This is a genomic window from Halomonas sp. YLGW01, assembly GCF_014840935.1.
In the GTDB taxonomy this organism is placed as follows: domain Bacteria; phylum Pseudomonadota; class Gammaproteobacteria; order Pseudomonadales; family Halomonadaceae; genus Onishia.
On record NZ_CP062005.1, the window covers coordinates 892,959 to 909,193 of the forward strand.

Genomic DNA, 16,235 nt, shown 5'->3' on the forward strand with positions numbered 1-16,235 from the left:
ACCTCCTAGATCACCTGCACCGCGATGCGATGGCAGGCGTTGTTGAGATAGCCCTTGGGGTTCCAGCCGGGCACCACCATCGGTTGGGCGCGGCCCTCGCTGTCCACCGCCATTGCCCAGAGTTCGTAATAGCCGGGTTCCGGGAAGTCGAGGCGGGTGGTGAAGCGCTGCCAGGCCAGTCGGTTGGGGGCCTCGCGCAGCTCGGCGGGCTGCCAGGTGGCGCCGAAATCGTGTGAGACATGCACCTCGCGTACCGCCAGATCGCCGGCCCAGGCGTGGCCCCGTACCTCCAGCGACTCGCCGAGCGAGTGAGTGATACCCGAGCGGGGGAAGGTGATCAGCGACTTCACCGGCATCGAGTGGATGGTCTCGAAGTCCTCAAGCGGCACCTCAGTGCCTGGAGCCACCGGGTAGCGCGGTACGCTGTAGGAGGGGGGGGCCATCTTGGCGCCGTCGTGTATCTGGTTGCGCACCACGATCCGCGAGAGCCACTTGCCGGAGACCGAGCCCGGCCAGCCGCCACAGACCAGACGCAGCGGGTGGCCGTTGAGGTAAGGGATATCCTCGCCGTTCATGGCCCAGGCGATCAGCGATTCTTCTTCCATGGCCTTGTGAAGCGGCACGCCGCGGGAGATAGGCTGCTTGTTGGGATCGCCGCTGGGGTGGGTATCGGCACCGTAGTAGCCGATGTAGATCGCATCATCGCGAATACCGCAGGCCTCGAGCACGTCGCGAAGCCGAGCGCCCGTGAAGCTCGGGCAGGCCACGGCGCCGGTGGTCCACTGGTTGCCGCTGGCCGAGGGCACGAACTCGCTGCGGCCATTGCCGCCGCACTCGACCTGCAGCTGGTAGGTGTGCTGACTGAAGCGCTCCTTGAGTTCGGCCAGGGTGAAGGTGGTGGGCGTCAGGCAGGCTTCGCCCTCGACGGTCAGGGGCCAGGTCGCGGGGTCGATCGCCTGAGCCTCGGGGGGAATACCGTTGTTGCGCACGAACATGTGCCTGGCCGGGGTGATGTCGTCGTCCAGCAGGTGGGGCGGTGTCTCGGCGTTGATCGGTCGGTCGTTGAGTACCGTAAGCCCCTCCTTGCCCTCGAGGGTGAAGGGCTCGTTGCTCTGCGCAAGAGCCGCGGGGATCAGGCCCCCCGGCATTCTGTCGGCGAAGGGGATCGAGGCGCCCAGAGCGGCGGCCATGGCCATCAGGCTCGAGCGCTTGAGGAAGCCGCGACGGGTGAGGGGATCGACCTCTCGCCCCCAGAGCCGGCGATCCGCTGCCGTGGGGTCTTCGGCGTAGAGCTCGTGAAGGCCGCGGGTTTGGGGGGTTGGCTTGGGCATGGCGCCGCCTCCTGGCTCGGCCTGGGTGACGGACGAGTCACCGACCGGGTTCCTTGATGATGGGGTGGGTTTTTTCAGCGTAGCAGCTGCGCGACGGCTCGCGAGCAGCTCACGTCGGTCAGCCTCTGGTAAGATATCGCCCTCGACAAGGATGCTCGGAGCCCCTCGTGAACGACCTTTCGCCGCAGATCCCCTCCTTCGACACGGCCTGTGCCGAGCGGGTTGGCCGCTACCTCGATACCCTGACCAAGCCGCCCGGCAGTCTGGGTCGGCTCGAGTCACTGGCGGTCACCCTGGCCGGCATCTCCGGTGAGGACTTCCCTCGTGTCACGCCGCCCGCCGTGGTGGTCTTCGCCGCCGATCATGGTGTGGCCGAAGAGGGCGTCTCGGCCTTCCCCCAGTCGGTGACCGCCCAGATGGTGGTCAACTTCGCCGCCGGCGGGGCGGCCATCAATGTCCTGGCGCGGCGCCTCGAGGCCCGGCTCGAGGTGGTCGATGTCGGAGTGGCGACGGCGGTATCGGGTCCCGGGGTCGTGCATGACAAGGTACGACCGGGCACCGGCAACCTGGCTCGGGAGGATGCCATGTCCCGTGACGAGGCCCGGGCGGCCATCGAGGCGGGCCAGCGCGCCGCCGAGCGTGCCGCCAAGGCCGGCTGTCGCTGCCTGATCGTCGGCGAGATGGGCATCGCCAACACCACCGCCAGCAGCGCCATATTGGCGGTGCTGACCGGCGCGCCGGTGGCCGAGCTGGTGGGGCCGGGCACCGGGGTGGCCGGCGAGGCGCTTGCCCACAAGCGCTCGGTCATCGAATCGGCGATCGCCGCTCGCGGCGTTGACTCCGAGGACCCCATGGACGTGCTGGCCCGCCTGGGCGGGCTCGAGATCGCGGCCATGGCAGGCGCCTATCTGGGTGCCGCCGCCCGGCGTATGCCGGTGCTGGTTGATGGCTTCATCGCCACCGTCGCGGCTCTCATCGCCTGTCGTCTCGATCCGGCACTGCATCCCTATCTGATCTTCGGCCATTGCTCTCGGGAACCGGGGCATGCTCGAGCCCTGGCGGCGCTGGACGCCGATCCCCTGCTGGACTTGGCATTGCGGCTGGGGGAGGGCAGCGGTGCCGCCCTGGCCTTCCCGCTGCTCGAGTCGGCCACCGCCATCCTGGCGGAGATGGCGACCTTTGCGGATGCCGGCGTCGACAACCGTGACGGGCACTGAGCCGGTGGTGAGTGCGCCGGTCACCTGCCTGCCCGGCCAACCTCGGCGGGCCTGTCTGGCCATGCCGGGGGAGGCACCGAGATGAGCCCGGACATGAGCCCAGACATGAGCCTCGCCCCCCTGTCCCTGTCGTTGTTGGCCCTGGTCTGGGCGGCGATGCTGCTCGACCTGCTGCTGGGCGACCCTGCCTGGCTGCCGCATCCGGTGGTCGGGATTGGCCGAGTGATCGCTCGGCTCGAGCGGGCCTGGAACCATGGCCCCGCCGCCGATCGCCGGCGCCGCGGTTGCTGGCTGGCGGTTTTGGTGGTGGGCGGCACCTGGGCGCTCGCCTGGGGCCTGCTGGTCGCCCTGGCCTGGGTCCATCCCTGGCTGGCGCTGGCCATGGAGCTTCTGCTGCTCGCCACCACGCTGGCCGCCCGGGGGCTCGCCGAGGCCGCGCGGGCGGTGGCCGAGCCCCTGGCGCGGGGCGACATGGCAGCGGCCCGAAAGGCCCTTGGCAGGATCGTCGGTCGCGACACGGCAGAGCTCGACGAGGCCGAGCTCGCCCGCGGTGCGGTGGAGACCGTCGCCGAGAACACCGTGGATGGCGTTACCGCGCCACTGTTCTGGGCGTTGCTGGGCGGTGCGCCCCTGGCGCTGGCCTACAAGGCCGCGAATACCCTGGACTCCATGGTCGGCTACCGCAGCCCGCGTTTCGAGGGCTTCGGTAAAGCCTCGGCGCGGCTCGACGATGCCGTCAACTGGCTGCCGGCAAGGCTCACGGCGCTGACTCTCTGGCTGTCCGCTCTGGCCATTCCCGGCAGTCGCCGCGCCGGCGCGCTGGCGGCCACGCGTCGTGAGGCCCCGCGCCACCCGAGCCCCAATGCGGGGTGGCCGGAGGCGATGGTGGCCAATCTGCTGGGGGTGCAGTTGGGCGGCCTCAATCACTATGCCGGTCGCCCCTCGCAGCGGGCCAACCTGGGCACGCCCCACGAGGGTCTGACCGTCGAGCATATCGCCCGGGCCATCCGCTTCCTGCATGGCGGCTGGCTGGTCTTCCTGCTGCTGGCCACCTCTCTGGTGCTGGTGTGGGAGTGGCTGTCATGAGCCGAGACACCCTGCCTGAGTGGCCGGATCATGGTGGTCGCCGGACGGCCCTGCTCGAGCGCTTCGGCCTGCCCGCCGAGCAGCCGCTGATCGACTTCAGCGCCAACCTCAATCCGCTGGGGCCCCCGGCCTGGCTTGGCGACTGGCTGGCCGGCGCCGCGGGGCGGCTTGCCCATTACCCGACCCCGGATGACGATGCGCCTGCGAAGGCCATCGCCGAGTGCAACGGCTTGGCGCCCGAGCAGGTGCTGGTGACCAATGGCGGTGCCGAGGCGATCTATCTGGCCGCGGCCTTGCACGCCGGCGGTCGGGCGCTGATCGTCGAGCCGACCTTCAGCGAGTATCGCCTCGCCTGCGCCCACTATGGCCTTTCGGTCGAGTCGATGGCGCTGTGTGGCGAGACGTTCGAGCTCGATGTCGACGAGGCCGAGCAGGCGATGGCGAACGCCTCGGTGCTCTTCCTGTGTCGCCCCAACAACCCCACCGGCACCCTGGTGCCCCGGGCGAGCCTGGAGCGCCTGCTGGCCCGCGGCCGCGAGACGGGCACCACTCTGGTCGTGGATGAGGCCTTCGTCGACTTCAGCGACGCCGAGCCCCTCACGCCGTTGCTGGCCACGGCCCCGAACCTTGTGCTGCTGCGTTCGCTGACCAAGCTCTACGACCTGCCGGGCCTGCGGCTCGGCTACCTGCTGGGCGCACCGGAGCGGGTGGCGCGGGCGCGAGGTCTGCAGATGCCCTGGAGCGTCAATGCCCTGGCGCTGGGGCTGGTGTCGCCGCTGCTGGCCGATGCCGACTACCTGGCCCGCACCCACGACTGGCTGTCCGGGGTGCGTCCCGGCCTGCCCGAGGCGGTGCGCACGCTGGGGTATGCGGTGCCGGCCACCCAGGCCAACTTCTTCCTGCTAGACGGCAAAGACGCCGCCGAGGCGGAGGCGCTGTTCGCCTTCCTGTTGCGTCGTGGCCTGCTGGCTCGGCACACCCACAACTTCCCCGGCCTGGATGGCCGCTGGCTGCGCCTGGCCCTGCGCGACGGCCCGGACAACGTGCGACTGCTCGAGGCGCTGACCGCCTGGAGGGCGTCATGATCGCCTTCGTCTCGGGCGGCGCCCGCTCCGGCAAGAGTGGTGTGGCCGAGGCCCTGGCGTGCGCATGGCGCGCGCCGGGGCACGGCGGTCTGGTCTATCTCGCCACGGCTCGTGCCGGCGACGAGGAGATGGCCTCAAGGATCGCCCGCCATAGACGGGAGCGCGGCGAGGGCTGGCTGACCCTGGAGGCGCCCCTGGAGCTTGCCTCCGCGCTGGATGAGGTTCCGCCCGGAAGCAGCGTGCTGCTCGACTGCCTCACGCTATGGGCCAGCCAGCTCATGTTCGAGGCCGGCCTCGAGGAGGAGGCCGGGCGCGGGAGGCTCCAGCAGCTGATCGATACGGCTCGCCGCCGCGACATCACGCTGGTAATAGTCTCCAACGACCTCAACGAGGACCTGCCGCCGCGGGATGCGCTGGTCTGGCGCTACCTGGCCTTCCTGCAGCGCCTTCACCGTGACTTGGCCGGGCAAGCGAATCGAGTGATCGAGGTGGTGGCCGGTCAGGCCATCGACTGGAAGGGAGAGAGTCAATGAAAGATGCTGCCCTGGGCGTGCTGCTGGCGATCCAGTTTCTGACCCGGGTGCCGGTGCCGGTGGCTTGTCCCTGGACGCCGGTCACGAGGCGCTGGGCGGCGCGTGCCTATCCGCTGGTGGGGGCACTGCTTGGTGCCCTGGTGGCCGGCGTCGGGGTGGCCCTGCAACCGCTACTGCCTACGCCGCTGCTGGCCCTGCTGCTGCTCAGCTTGTGGGTGGCCCTCTCCGGCGGTCTGCATCTGGATGGCCTGATGGACCTGGCGGATGCCCTGGGCAGCAATGCCCCGCTGGAGCGGCGCTGGGCCATCATGAAGGATTCGCAGATCGGCAGCTTCGCCGTCTTGGCGCTGGTGTTTCAGCTGGCCTGGAAGGCCATGCTGCTCTGGGCGCTGCTCGAGGCGGGGGCCAGCCCCTGGTGGCTGGTGCCGATCGCCGCCCTCGGCCGGCTGGGTGCCATCGGCCTGCTGGTGGGGTTGCCGGCGGCGCGCCCGGAAGGCCTGGCCCATGCCTGGCAGCAGAGCCTCGGCGCCCGCGATCTCGCCCTGGCTGCGCTGTTACCGCTGTTGGGCCTGCTCGTCACGCCGGGCATGGCCTGGCTGATGGCAGGCCTTGCGGCTTTCATCATCATCTATGGCCTGGCGGTGCGCCGGGCCTTCGGCGGCATCAACGGCGATATCGTCGGGGCCGCCATTGAGGGAGGAGAACTATGGTTGCTGATGATCGCCTGGAGCTGGTGGTCGTTCGTCATGGCCTGACGAGCCGGGCCTGTGAAGAGGGGGAACGCCGATGAGTGATTCTCGTATGGACGATACCCGCTGCCTCGACGTGTTGGTCGTTCGTCATGGCCTTACGAGCTGGAACCTGGAGCGCCGCTACCAAGGGCATCGAGACATTCCGCTGCTGCTGCCCGAGGCCCAGCCCGACCTGGACCGGCTGCGCGATCATCTGGCCGCGGTCGACTTCGATGCCGTTCACTGCAGCGATTTGACCCGCTGTCGCCAGACGCTTGCCCATGTGCAGGAGGGCAAGGAGCGGCAAGGCCATGGGGAAGCGCCGCGCTTCGATGCCCGCCTGCGGGAGCTCAACTTCGGCGAGTACGAAGGGCGTACCTGGGATGCGCTGAAGGACGATCCCGCCTATCGGGCCTGGGTAGACAGCCACGGCCGGCTGGCCACTCCCGGGGGCGAGTCTGCGGATGATCTCTGGGCGCGGCTTTCGGCCTGGCTAGATGATGTGCTGGCCGAGGCACGCCAGTGTCAGCACCGTCGCGTGCTGGCGGTCAGTCACGGGGGGGCCATCCGCGAGCTGCGTCGTCGCCTCGAGGCGGCCGACTTCTGGGATGGCGTGGTCGGCCAGGCCCAGGGGCGCTGTTTTCGTTTCACATTCGAGGAGGACGGCTGGTCATGCAGCTCTTCATCGGCGGTGCCTGCGCCGGCAAGCGCGACCTGGTAGCGGCACGTTTCCCTGGCGCCTTCTGGTGGAAGGTGGGAGAGGGCGGTACGCTTTCCGGCTGGCGTGACCGGCTCGTGCCGGGTCGCTGCCTCGTGATCACCACATGGACCGACTGGCTCGCACGGTCGCTGGTCGAAGAGCCCGACGACGACCGGTTGCGCGAGCGGCTGGCCGACGAGCTCGTGGCGATGAGCGAGGCCGAGCGGCAAGGAGAGGCGACCATCGTGCTGATCCTGCCGGAGATCGGCCGTGGCATCGTGCCAGTGGCGCCCGAGGATCGCCGCCTGCGGGATCTGGCCGGCTGGCTTGCGCAGGATGCGGCGTCCATTGCCGAGGCCGTCTGGTACGTGCGGCATGGGCTGGCTCGCCGCTTGCGGTAGCGGCCCGCGCGGGATTCGCGTTGACGCCCCACCCCCCGATTGCTAGCTTACGCCCACTCCAAGGTGACCCAGGACCGCGCAGACAGTCCGGGTTGAAACGGGAAGTCGGTGACGCCAAGCGGCCAGTCCGACGCTGCCCCCGCAACGGTAATCGAGTCAAGGATCGCCACTATCGGCAACGGTAGGCCACTGTGCTCAAGCACGGGAAGGCGGCGGTCTCGAGGTGTCCCGCCTCACTCGTCAGCCCGGAGACCGGCCTTCGAGTGCATGCCAGGGCGCGGGCGATCCGGGAATGAAGTGACTCGCCGATCACCGGCTGTCACCCTATCCCCACGTCGATCTCCCCCCCGCCCGGCCTTCAAGGGTTCCTGCCGCACGGGTGCGTGCGGCCCTGAGAGACATGATCATGATGATATCCCCCCTGCGCCGCCGGAGCCTCACCGCCCTGTGCCTCGGCGTGGCGCCGCTGGCCGATGCCGCGACCTCCTCTTCCGAGACGAACGTTACCGAAAGCGAGCAGACCCTCGCACCTATGGTGGTGACCGCGTCGCTGGCGCCCCAAACCGCCGATCAGAGCCTCGCCTCGGTCACGATCCTCGACGAGGCCGATCTTCGCCGCCAGGACCCCAAGGACATCACCGACATCCTGCGCGCCCAGCCCGGCGTGGATGTCTCCTCCAGCGGCGGCTTTGGCAAGAACACCGGCATCTACTTGCGCGGCACTGGCAGGGAGTCCACACCACTGATGATCGACGGCATCCGGCTGCGCTCCGCTACCGATGGTGGCCCGGCCTGGCAGTTCCTCGAGCCGCGCGTGTTCGAGCGCATCGAGGTCGTGCGCGGTCCGCGCGGCAGCCTCTACGGTGCCGATGCCGTGGGCGGGGTGGTCCAGCTGTTCACTCCGAAAGGCGAGGGCGACCCCACACCGAGCATCAGCCTGGGGGGCGGTAGCTTCGGTACCCGCCGGGCCAGTGCCTCGCTTTCCGGCGCCGAGGACGGCACGCGCTATTTCGTCGCCACCAGCCGCCTGGAGAGCGACGGCTACGAGATCGTCGACGGCGAGGGTGACAAGGGCTACGACAACACCACCGGTCTGGTGCGCCTCTCACACGGCTTCGATAACGGCGCCGAGGTGGGCGTGCTGGCGCTGCGGGCCAGCGGGAATACCGAATTCGATAACTACGGCTCACCCGGCGATACCGATTACGTTCAGCAGGTGGCCGGCGTCTATGGTGAGTTGCCGCTTACCGAGGCTTGGTCCAGCCGCCTGACGCTCAGTGAGGCGAGGGACGAGAGCAACAGCCACAGAGACACCGGCGATTCGGTATTCGATACCCGCACGCGCACCGCCCGTTGGGAGAACATCCTGGCTTTCGGCCCCCACGAACTGGTCGCCGGCGGCGAGTATGCCCGCGACGACGTCGACTCTACCACAGCCTTCGACAAGGACAGTCGCGATAACAAGGCCGTCTTTACCCAGGCGCTGATGGACTTCTCGCCTTTGAGCCTTCAGGCATCGTTGCGCCACGACGACAATGAGGCCTTTGGAGAGGAGACCACCGGCAGCCTGGCGCTGGGGGTGGCGCTCGACGAGACTCATACCCTGCGCGCCAGCTATGGCACTGCCTTCCGGGCCCCGACCTTCAATGACCTCTACTATCCAGACGATGGCTTCTACGAGGGCAATCCGGATCTCGAGGCGGAGACCTCGGAGACCTATGAGCTGGGCATTCGCGGCCAGCTCGGGCGCGGGTTCTGGGACCTGGCGGTCTACCAGAGCGATATCGATGACATGATCACGACGGTTGATACCGACGGCGATGGTAGCGTCGATACCTCAGAAAACGTCGATCGGGCGCGCATCCGTGGTGTGGAGGTGGCCACCGGCGCCGACATCAATGACTGGACGCTGCGCGCCGCGGTAACCCTCATGGACCCCGAGGACCGCGACACTGGCAAGCAGCTGACGAATCGCGCCAGCCAGAGCCTGCGCTTGGACGCCGACCGCACGCTGGGCGACTGGAGCCTGGGCGGTTCCTTCATCGCCCAGAACCACCGTTATGAGGATGCCGACAACGACGAGCGGCTGGCCGGTTTCGGTCTCCTCAACCTGCGTGCCGGCTGGGCCTTCGCGCCGGGCTGGTCGGCCCGCCTGACCCTTGAGAACGCCTTGGACAGGGACTACGAAACGGCCGGCGGCTACAACAGCCCGGGCCGCGCGGCCTACCTCAGCCTGAGCTTCGGCGGTTGATGCGATTCATGACTTCCATGCGGCGTTCAGGACGGCGGTGTCGATGGCCGGGTCTCGGCCTGGCATTGGTTCTGGTATCGGGGCTGGCCTTGAGCCTGGCCGGCCCGGCTCAGGGCGCCGATGGTGTCTGCGTCACCGATGACGCCGACCGCGAGGTCTGCCTGGAGGCGCCTGCGAGCCGCATCGTGGCGCTGTCGCCCGGGGTCACCGAGCTGCTGTTTGCCGCTGGCGCCGGCGAGGCGGTGGTCGGGGCGGTCGGCTTCAGCGACTACCCGGCCGAGGCGGCGGGGCTGCCCCGGGTGGGCAGCTATGATCGCCTCGACCTCGAGGCGCTGCTGGCGCTGGAGCCCGATCTGGTGGTGGCCTGGGCCGGCGGTAATCCTGGCGACCAGCTTGACCGCCTGGCCGCCCTCGGGCTACCGGTCTACTTCTCCGACGTGGGAGACTTTGCCGGCATCGCCGAGAGCCTCGAGCGCTTCGGCACCCTGGCGGGTACCCCTGACGTCGCCGCATCCGCGGCGTCGTCGCTGCGCGAGGAGGTTGCGGCGCTACGCGAGCGCTATGCCGCCGCCGCCCCAGTGCCGGTCTTCTATCAGGTCTGGGAGCAGCCGCTGATGACCCTCAATGGCCGCCACTGGATCAGCCGCTCGCTCGAGCTGTGCGGCGGCGTGAATCTATTCGCCGAGGCTTCCGCCCTGGTGCCTCGGATCGGCGTCGAGGCGGTGCTCGCCCGCGACCCGGAGGCGATCATCACCGGTGGCATGGGCGAGCCGGACTCCACCTGGCTCGAGGCCTGGCGGGCGTATCCCCGGCTGACGGCGGTGCGTCGCGACAATCTCTTCCTCATCGATCCCGACCTGGTGCAGCGGGCCGCCCCGCGGCTGGTGGAAGGAACCCGCCGGCTCTGTCAGTACCTGGAGGTCGCCCGTGGTCGCCGCTAGTGCTCACCCGGTGAATCGTGCGCGGCGCCTGCGGCCCCTGGCCTGGCTGACCCTGGCCGCGCTGCTGGCGCTGGCGTTATCGCTGGCCCTGGGCAGCGTCGCCATCGCCCCGGGGGAGCTCGTGGCGGTGCTCTCCGGGGGCGGCGAGGCTCTGCACCAGACGCTGGTGCTGGAGCTTCGCCTGCCCCGGGCGCTTGCCGCCTTCGGCACCGGGGCCCTGCTGGCGCTCGCCGGCGCCCTGATGCAGATCCTGCTGCGCAATCCGCTGGCCGACCCCTATGTGCTGGGGCTGTCCGGCGGAGCCTCGGTGGCGGCGCTGGCCGCGATGCTCGCCGGTCTCGGCGCCGCACTGGTCGCCGGGGCGGCCTTTGGGGGTGCCCTGGCCTCGACCCTGATCGTCTTCGGCCTGGCCCACGGTACCGGCAGCTGGACGCCGACGCGCCTGTTGCTCACCGGGGTAGTGATGGCCGCCGGCTGGGGGGCGCTGATCAGCTTCCTGCTGGCAGTGAGCCCGGTGGAGCGGCTGCCCGGCATGCTCTACTGGCTGATGGGCGACATGGCCTATGCCGGTAGTCCCTGGCCGGTGCTGAGCCTTGCAGTGATCAGCCTTCTGGTGGTGATGCCCCTGGGTCGTACCCTCAACGTGCTGGCCCGCGGCAGCCTGCAGGCCGCGGCCCTGGGCGTGGCGGTGCGCCCACTGGAGTGGACCCTCTACCTGTTGGCCAGCCTGCTCACTGCGGTGGCGGTCACCACCGCCGGCAGCGTGGGCTTCGTCGGCCTGATGGTGCCCCACATGCTGCGCCTGAGGCTCGGCAACGACCAGCGGCTGATCCTACCGGCCAGCCTGCTGGCCGGGGGCACCCTGTTGACCCTGGCCGACACCCTGGCGCGCACCCTGATCGCCCCTCAGCAGCTGCCGGTAGGCGTGATCACCGCGCTGCTCGGCGTGCCGAGCTTTCTCTACCTGCTGTCCCGGAGCCGTTGATGACGATGTCGGAGCCGCTGATGGAGACTCTGGAAGCGCATGAGCTGGTCATCGATATCCCGGGACGCGCTGGCGGGCGGCCGCTGGATCTGCGGGTCGCGCCCGGTGAGCGCTGGGGAGTGCTGGGGCCGAATGGCGCCGGCAAGACGACCCTGATGCACACCCTGGCCGGGCTGCGTGCGCCGCGCGAAGGCGAGGTGCGCCTCGGCGGAGAGCCCTTGGCGCGCCTCAAGCGGCGGGCTCTGGCGCGTCGGCTGGGCATCGTCTTCCAGGCCCATCACGACGACTTTCCGGCCACCGTGCGCGAGACGGCGCTGATCGGTCGCCATCCTTTCCTCTCGCCCTGGCAGCAGGAGGGGCCGGAGGATGTCGCGAGGGCCGAGGCGGCACTGGCGAGACTCGACCTGACGCACCTGGCCGAGCGAGAGCTCGCCACTCTTTCCGGCGGCGAGCGACAGCGGGTCAGCCTGGCGACCTTGCTGACCCAGGCCCCTCGGTTGTGGCTCGCCGACGAGCCCACCAACCATCTCGACCTGCATCACCAGGTGGCGGTCATGAAACTCTTGGCCGAGCAGGCCGCTCGTGGCTGCGGGGTGATGATGTGTCTGCATGATCTCAACCTGGCGGCACGCTGGTGCGACCACCTGCTGCTGCTGTACCCCGACGGCGAGGCCTGCTGGGGGCCGGCGGACCGCATGCTGGTGCCCGAGGCTCTCGAACGGCTCTATGGCCAGGCCCTCACCACCGCCATGGTCGATGGCGCGCCGGTCTTCGTGCCCAAGCATTGAGGCGATAGGAGGCTTAAGCGCCGATCAGTCCTTGTCGAGCTTCTTGAGCCGCTGCGCCGCCCGCTGGTTGGTCTTCATACGTTCCGGTCGCTTCATCGAGCGCCAGCGGGTGATCTCCTCCATGGTGCGCCCGCAGCCCACGCATAGCCCGCGCTTCAGTTGGCAGATCGAGACGCAGGGACTTTCGATGCCCTTGGCCATTCAGTGATACCCCCGGATCGCCAGCCGGCGTTCCCAGTCGCCGCCGTGCACGCGCCGACATTCTTCCTCGCTGTCGACATCCAGATGGTCGTCGATGGCGGCCACCTCGACGCCTGCCTCGAAGAAGGCGGCCTCGGTGAGCTCGCGCATCCGCCGGCGCCCGTTTCCCTTGAGGGCGCGGGTCATGTCGGCCTGGGTCTCGAACACCCAGACGACCCTGAGGCTCTCGGGGAAGCGGCGGTAGTCCACCAGGTGGGTCAGCCAGGCGAAGCCCGGCAGCATAGGCTTGGCGGTCTCGCAGGCATCGGTCAGGGCGCGGGTCAGCTGGCGCTCCATTCGGGTGCGGGCTTTCTTGTCGAGCATGGAAGGGCTCTCCTGTTGAGGGTGGCGTCGTGACGCAGTGCGTGAGCCGGTCGGCCGAGCGAGGGCGCCGGTTCGCTCGCCGAGCACGGACAGGACTCGGGTTGCTGTCTAGAGGGCATGGCGAAAGCGCAGGATGGGACGGCCATCGCCGGGGACCTCGAGCACCTCGGCGTGCACGCCGAAGGTGCGCCGCAGCCGGTCGGGTGTCAGCACCTCCCGGGGCGGGCCCGTGGCGACCAGGCGTCCGCCGTCCATGATGCCGATGCGGTCGCAGTCCATGGCCTGATCGAGATCGTGCAGGGCGATGATGACCGTGATCGGCAGCCGCCGAACAAGCCGCAGGATCGACAGCTGGTGGCGAATATCCAGATGATTGGTGGGCTCGTCGAGCAGCAGGGCGCTGGGTTGCTGGGCCAGGGCGCGGGCGATGTGCACCCGCTGACGCTCGCCGCCGGAGAGGGTGTGCCAGAGGCGGTTCGCCAGGGCCTCCAGGCCGACGTCGGCCAGCGCCCGCTCGACGATGGCCTCGTCCTCCGCGGACCAGGGCCGTAGCGGTGTGAGAAATGGCGTGCGCCCAAGCGCCACCGCCTGGTGCACCTCGACTCGGTCGAGGGTGTCCGCCTGCTGCTCGACGAAGGCCAGGATCCTCGCGATCTCATGGCGCCGCATGCGGTGCATCGGCTGGCCGTTCGCCAGCACGCGTCCGGTCTTCGGACGGCGCAGCCCGGCCATTACGCGCAGCAGGGTGGTCTTTCCCGAACCGTTGGGGCCGACCAGGCCGAAGGTCTCGCCCGGTTCCACCGCCAGACTGACGTCGTTCAGCAGCCGGCGCCCGTGGATGCGCCAGTCGACGTGCTCGGCGAATAGTCTCATCGTGTCCTCGCGCCGCGGATCAGGATCAGGGCGAAGGCCGGGGCGCCGATCAGCGCCGTGACCACCCCGATCGGCAGCACCTGGCCCGGCACCAGCATACGTGAGAGCACGTCCGCGCCGATCAGGAAGACGGCGCCGGCCAGCGCCGAGGCCGGCACCAGGCGGGTGTGGCGGCTGCCGACGAGAAAGCGCATGGCATGGGGGATCACCAGCCCGACGAAGCCGATGGCGCCGACCATGGACACCATGGCGGCGGTGACCAGCGCCATGGCGGCGATCAGCACCCCGCGGACCCGGCGCACGGGGATGCCCAGCGCGGCGGCGCTGTCGACGCCGAAGGTGAAGGCATCGAGGGCGCGCCGATACCACAGGCAGATGGCCAGGCCGGCCAGGGCGGCGGGCAGCCCCAGGGCGACGTCGTCCCATCGCACCCCGGAGAGGTTGCCCAGCAGCCAGAACATGATGCCGCGTGCCTGCTCGGCGCTCGCCGACTTGGCGATGATTAGCGCGGTCAGGGCGTTGAACAGCTGCGAGCCGGCGATACCGGCGAGGATGATGGCCCCCGCGGCCTGGGTCGCGCGATCGCCCCCGATACCGCTGCCGGCGGCGTGGGCGAGCACCGCCACCAGGCCGAAGGCCAGGCAGGCTCCGGCGAAGGCGCCGAGCGACAGCGTCAGGGCGCCGGCGCCGAGCCCGAGGATGGCGACCGAGACGGCACCGGTCGAAGCGCCGGCGGAGATGCCCATCAGGAAGGGGTCGGCCAGCGGGTTGCGCAGCAGGGCCTGGAGTACGACCCCGGCCAGCGCCAGTCCGGCGCCGCAGCAGGCCGCGAGGATCGTCCGGCTCAGCCGATAGCTCCAGATGATGCCGGCATCGATGCGATCCACGGGAAAGGTCGTGCCCAGAAGGCGGTTGGCCAGCACCTCGAGGAGGGTCCTCGGCGGGATCGAGGTCTCGCCGAAGGCGGTGCCGGCCATCACCGCGAGGAACAGCAGCAGCGGCGCCAGCCAGCTCCAGTGCCAGGCGGATGGCGTCGGCCGAGGCGGGCGAGCGGCCGCAGAGCGCCTCGGGGGCGCCATGGGCGACGTCATGGAGCGGAGGGTGTCGTTCATCGATCGAAGGACTGGCTCGCCAGGGCATCGACCAGTGTCTCGAGGCCGAAGATGGTGCGCATCGTGGCACTCATGGCATGGGCATCCATCTCGATGATATGGCCGTTTTTGACCGCCGACATCTCCCGCGCCACGGGGTCATCGCGCAGGAAGTCGTGCTTGGCGTCGATGCTGTCCGCCGCGTAGCGGCGGCGATCCATGCGGGCCAGCACGATGATGTCGGGATCGGCGCGGGCGATCGTCTCCCAGCCAACGGTCGGCCACTCCTCATCGGATTGAATCACGTTGCGGATGTCCAGCTTGTCCATCATGTAGCCCGGTGCGCCGAGCCTGCCGGCGACGAAGGGATCCGCGGCCTCGTCGGGAGACGAGAACCAGAAGACGGCCGACAGGTCGTCCGGTAAGGCCAACTCCCGGGCCGCGGAAACGGCGGCCGATTCCCGCGTTCTCAGATCGTTCACCAGGGACTTTCCGGCGCCCTGGACGTCGAAGATGGTGGCCAGCTCAAGGATGCCCTTGTAGATCGAGTCGGTCGAGAAGGCGGCCGTGCGTGTGCCGTCGCCGCCGGTGGCGTTGTCCTTGGTATCGCAGTCGGCGGGCATGATGTAGGTGGCTATGCCCAGGTCATGGAACTGCTCGCGGGTCGCCACGCTGCCGGTGGGGCCGATATGCCATGCATACTGGGCGGCGACGAGGTCGGGCTTGCGATTGACCACGGCCTCGAAGCTCGGGTCGTTGGCGGCGAGTCGCTCGATGTCGGCGTTGATCTCCTGGAATTCCGGCAGCACCGGATTGAACCATACCGAGGTGCCATCGACGCGCTCGTCGATGCCCAGGGCATAGAGGATCTCGGTCGCCGACTGGCCGACGGTAACCGTGCTCCCCGGTGCCGAAGAAAAATGAATATCCATGCCGCAGTTGGAAAGAGTGATCGGATAATGAGTGGGGGATGCCAAGGCGAATGAAGCGGGAAATAGCGCCAATTTGGCCAGTAAATGGCGAGCATATTTCATGCGTTTTTTCCGATTTTTTGAGTGATAGATTGGCAGTTTTTATGGGAGGTAATGTCGCCGATTTTTACGGGTGATTATCTCGATTGATCCCGTCCTGGCTATCTCTTTCTCGCGCTTCGTTCCGCGATGGGCGACGATCATGTGACAAAACACCCGGGAAAAACAACCCCCGGATTGCCGGTTCAGGGGCGATCATGCCTTGGGGACGTTCAATGATGGATGACGGTCTTCGGGGAAATTGCGTGGCGGCGATTGCGCCGGTCGCGGCCGTTACCTTAGGATACGCTCTTCGAAGACAGGTGCCCCTGATGCTCAGGGGATAATCGGGAAGTCTGGTAAGGCCTCGGCCGATCCCAGCGCTGCCCCCGCAACGGTAATGAAGCGCGATCCGCGATGACCACTGGCGATAGCCGGGAAGGTGCGGATCACGGCATGAGCCTCGGCCATGCCGCCTTCGAGCCCGGAGACCGGCCTGTCGTTTCGTGTCATCCCAGTCCGGTGCGGTGGGCACCGAGAGGATCAACATGCCCGAGTTTTCCGATTCCCCCTCCCGGCGGGGCGTCCGCCGTGGTGCGCGTCTGGCGTTCGTCTGCCGCTGCCCAGTCGACCGCGGCCTGGCCGCGA

General features: G+C 68.9%; 17 protein-coding genes and 2 riboswitches. Of the genes, 11 read left to right on the forward strand and 6 right to left on the reverse strand.

The annotated features are described in order from the left end of the window. Positions 1–5: 5 nt before the first annotated feature. On the reverse strand, positions 6–1,331 hold the full coding sequence (locus tag IEJ03_RS04120; RefSeq protein ID WP_192036432.1) for a sulfite oxidase: 1,326 nt from the start codon (positions 1,329–1,331) through the stop codon (positions 6–8). Between the two features lie 167 nt (positions 1,332–1,498). On the opposite strand from IEJ03_RS04120, the gene cobT reads away from it, so the two are divergent. The 11 genes from cobT (at position 1,499) to IEJ03_RS04175 (ending at position 12,049) form a co-directional block, all read left to right on the forward strand. Continuing rightward, complete coding sequence (gene cobT, locus IEJ03_RS04125) at positions 1,499–2,548, forward strand: nicotinate-nucleotide--dimethylbenzimidazole phosphoribosyltransferase (protein ID WP_192036433.1); 1,050 nt, start codon at positions 1,499–1,501, stop codon at positions 2,546–2,548. 105 nt (positions 2,549–2,653) lie between these two features. Then, the gene (gene cbiB / locus IEJ03_RS04130) at positions 2,654–3,634 is read left to right on the forward strand and encodes an adenosylcobinamide-phosphate synthase CbiB (RefSeq protein ID WP_192036434.1); all 981 of its coding nucleotides are present in this window, start codon (positions 2,654–2,656) and stop codon (positions 3,632–3,634) included. Next, positions 3,631–4,719, forward strand: a complete 1,089-nt coding sequence (gene cobD, locus IEJ03_RS04135) for a threonine-phosphate decarboxylase CobD (protein ID WP_192036435.1) — start codon at positions 3,631–3,633, stop codon at positions 4,717–4,719. Before cbiB ends, cobD begins: the two co-directional genes overlap by 4 nt. Further along, entirely contained in the window at positions 4,716–5,252 is a 537-nt protein-coding gene (locus IEJ03_RS04140; protein WP_192036436.1) for a bifunctional adenosylcobinamide kinase/adenosylcobinamide-phosphate guanylyltransferase, read from the forward strand. The genes cobD and IEJ03_RS04140 overlap by 4 nt, the downstream gene beginning before the upstream one ends. Continuing rightward, on the forward strand, positions 5,249–6,007 hold the full coding sequence (cobS, locus tag IEJ03_RS04145) for an adenosylcobinamide-GDP ribazoletransferase (RefSeq protein WP_192036437.1): 759 nt from the start codon (positions 5,249–5,251) through the stop codon (positions 6,005–6,007). Before IEJ03_RS04140 ends, cobS begins: the two co-directional genes overlap by 4 nt. A gap of 31 nt (positions 6,008–6,038) precedes the next feature. Then, a complete protein-coding gene (locus IEJ03_RS04150) occupies positions 6,039–6,704 on the forward strand; it encodes a histidine phosphatase family protein (protein WP_242458044.1) in 666 nt (221 codons plus the stop codon). Then, entirely contained in the window at positions 6,656–7,084 is a 429-nt protein-coding gene (locus tag IEJ03_RS04155; RefSeq protein WP_192036438.1) for a bifunctional adenosylcobinamide kinase/adenosylcobinamide-phosphate guanylyltransferase, read from the forward strand. Before IEJ03_RS04150 ends, IEJ03_RS04155 begins: the two co-directional genes overlap by 49 nt. A 44-nt stretch (positions 7,085–7,128) precedes the next feature. Beyond that, a riboswitch (cobalamin riboswitch) is annotated at positions 7,129–7,360 on the forward strand. Between the two features lie 133 nt (positions 7,361–7,493). Next, positions 7,494–9,335 (forward strand): TonB-dependent receptor, encoded by a 1,842-nt coding sequence (locus IEJ03_RS04160; RefSeq protein WP_192037174.1) that lies wholly within the window; start codon positions 7,494–7,496, stop codon positions 9,333–9,335. A gap of 89 nt (positions 9,336–9,424) precedes the next feature. Next, positions 9,425–10,276 carry a cobalamin-binding protein gene (locus IEJ03_RS04165; protein WP_242458045.1) on the forward strand — a complete coding sequence of 284 codons (852 nt, stop codon included), beginning with the start codon at positions 9,425–9,427 and terminating at the stop codon, positions 10,274–10,276. Between the two features lie 10 nt (positions 10,277–10,286). After that, positions 10,287–11,261 (forward strand): iron ABC transporter permease, encoded by a 975-nt coding sequence (locus tag IEJ03_RS04170; protein ID WP_192037175.1) that lies wholly within the window; start codon positions 10,287–10,289, stop codon positions 11,259–11,261. A gap of 5 nt (positions 11,262–11,266) precedes the next feature. After that, the gene (locus IEJ03_RS04175) at positions 11,267–12,049 is read left to right on the forward strand and encodes an ABC transporter ATP-binding protein (protein WP_242458099.1); all 783 of its coding nucleotides are present in this window, start codon (positions 11,267–11,269) and stop codon (positions 12,047–12,049) included. A 24-nt stretch (positions 12,050–12,073) separates the two neighbouring features. On the opposite strand, the gene IEJ03_RS04180 is transcribed toward IEJ03_RS04175, so the two are convergent. The 5 genes from IEJ03_RS04180 to IEJ03_RS04200 all read right to left on the reverse strand — a co-directional run bounded on the left by IEJ03_RS04180 (position 12,074) and on the right by IEJ03_RS04200 (position 15,509). Next, positions 12,074–12,250 (reverse strand): DUF1289 domain-containing protein, encoded by a 177-nt coding sequence (locus IEJ03_RS04180; protein ID WP_192036440.1) that lies wholly within the window; start codon positions 12,248–12,250, stop codon positions 12,074–12,076. Then, complete coding sequence (locus IEJ03_RS04185; RefSeq protein ID WP_192036441.1) at positions 12,251–12,613, reverse strand: hypothetical protein; 363 nt, start codon at positions 12,611–12,613, stop codon at positions 12,251–12,253. Positions 12,614–12,721: 108 nt separating this feature from the next. Continuing rightward, positions 12,722–13,486, reverse strand: a complete 765-nt coding sequence (locus IEJ03_RS04190; protein WP_192036442.1) for an ABC transporter ATP-binding protein — start codon at positions 13,484–13,486, stop codon at positions 12,722–12,724. After that, on the reverse strand, positions 13,483–14,565 hold the full coding sequence (locus IEJ03_RS04195) for an iron ABC transporter permease (protein WP_192036443.1): 1,083 nt from the start codon (positions 14,563–14,565) through the stop codon (positions 13,483–13,485). Before IEJ03_RS04195 ends, IEJ03_RS04190 begins: the two co-directional genes overlap by 4 nt. Positions 14,566–14,594: 29 nt before the next feature. After that, on the reverse strand, positions 14,595–15,509 hold the full coding sequence (locus IEJ03_RS04200; RefSeq protein ID WP_242458046.1) for an ABC transporter substrate-binding protein: 915 nt from the start codon (positions 15,507–15,509) through the stop codon (positions 14,595–14,597). A gap of 382 nt (positions 15,510–15,891) precedes the next feature. Further along, positions 15,892–16,102, forward strand: a riboswitch (cobalamin riboswitch). Positions 16,103–16,235: the final 133 nt, after the last annotated feature.

Excerpts from the sequence above, each read along its gene's own strand:
- IEJ03_RS04155 (WP_192036438.1), top strand. The coding sequence starts at position 6,656 with ATGCAGCTCTTCATCGGCGGTGCCTGCGCCGGCAAGCGCGACCTGGTA.
- cobS (WP_192036437.1), top strand. The coding sequence starts at position 5,249 with ATGAAAGATGCTGCCCTGGGCGTGCTGCTGGCGATCCAGTTTCTGACC.
- cobD (WP_192036435.1), top strand. The coding sequence starts at position 3,631 with ATGAGCCGAGACACCCTGCCTGAGTGGCCGGATCATGGTGGTCGCCGG.
- cbiB (WP_192036434.1), top strand. The coding sequence starts at position 2,654 with ATGAGCCTCGCCCCCCTGTCCCTGTCGTTGTTGGCCCTGGTCTGGGCG.
- IEJ03_RS04180 (WP_192036440.1), bottom strand. The coding sequence starts at position 12,250 with ATGGCCAAGGGCATCGAAAGTCCCTGCGTCTCGATCTGCCAACTGAAG.
- IEJ03_RS04200 (WP_242458046.1), bottom strand. The coding sequence starts at position 15,509 with ATGGATATTCATTTTTCTTCGGCACCGGGGAGCACGGTTACCGTCGGC.
- IEJ03_RS04195 (WP_192036443.1), bottom strand. The coding sequence starts at position 14,565 with ATGGCGCCCCCGAGGCGCTCTGCGGCCGCTCGCCCGCCTCGGCCGACG.
- IEJ03_RS04190 (WP_192036442.1), bottom strand. The coding sequence starts at position 13,486 with ATGAGACTATTCGCCGAGCACGTCGACTGGCGCATCCACGGGCGCCGG.
- IEJ03_RS04150 (WP_242458044.1), top strand. The coding sequence starts at position 6,039 with ATGAGTGATTCTCGTATGGACGATACCCGCTGCCTCGACGTGTTGGTC.
- IEJ03_RS04185 (WP_192036441.1), bottom strand. The coding sequence starts at position 12,613 with ATGCTCGACAAGAAAGCCCGCACCCGAATGGAGCGCCAGCTGACCCGC.
- IEJ03_RS04160 (WP_192037174.1), top strand. The coding sequence starts at position 7,494 with ATGATATCCCCCCTGCGCCGCCGGAGCCTCACCGCCCTGTGCCTCGGC.
- IEJ03_RS04120 (WP_192036432.1), bottom strand. The coding sequence starts at position 1,331 with ATGCCCAAGCCAACCCCCCAAACCCGCGGCCTTCACGAGCTCTACGCC.
- IEJ03_RS04175 (WP_242458099.1), top strand. The coding sequence starts at position 11,267 with ATGTCGGAGCCGCTGATGGAGACTCTGGAAGCGCATGAGCTGGTCATC.
- IEJ03_RS04140 (WP_192036436.1), top strand. The coding sequence starts at position 4,716 with ATGATCGCCTTCGTCTCGGGCGGCGCCCGCTCCGGCAAGAGTGGTGTG.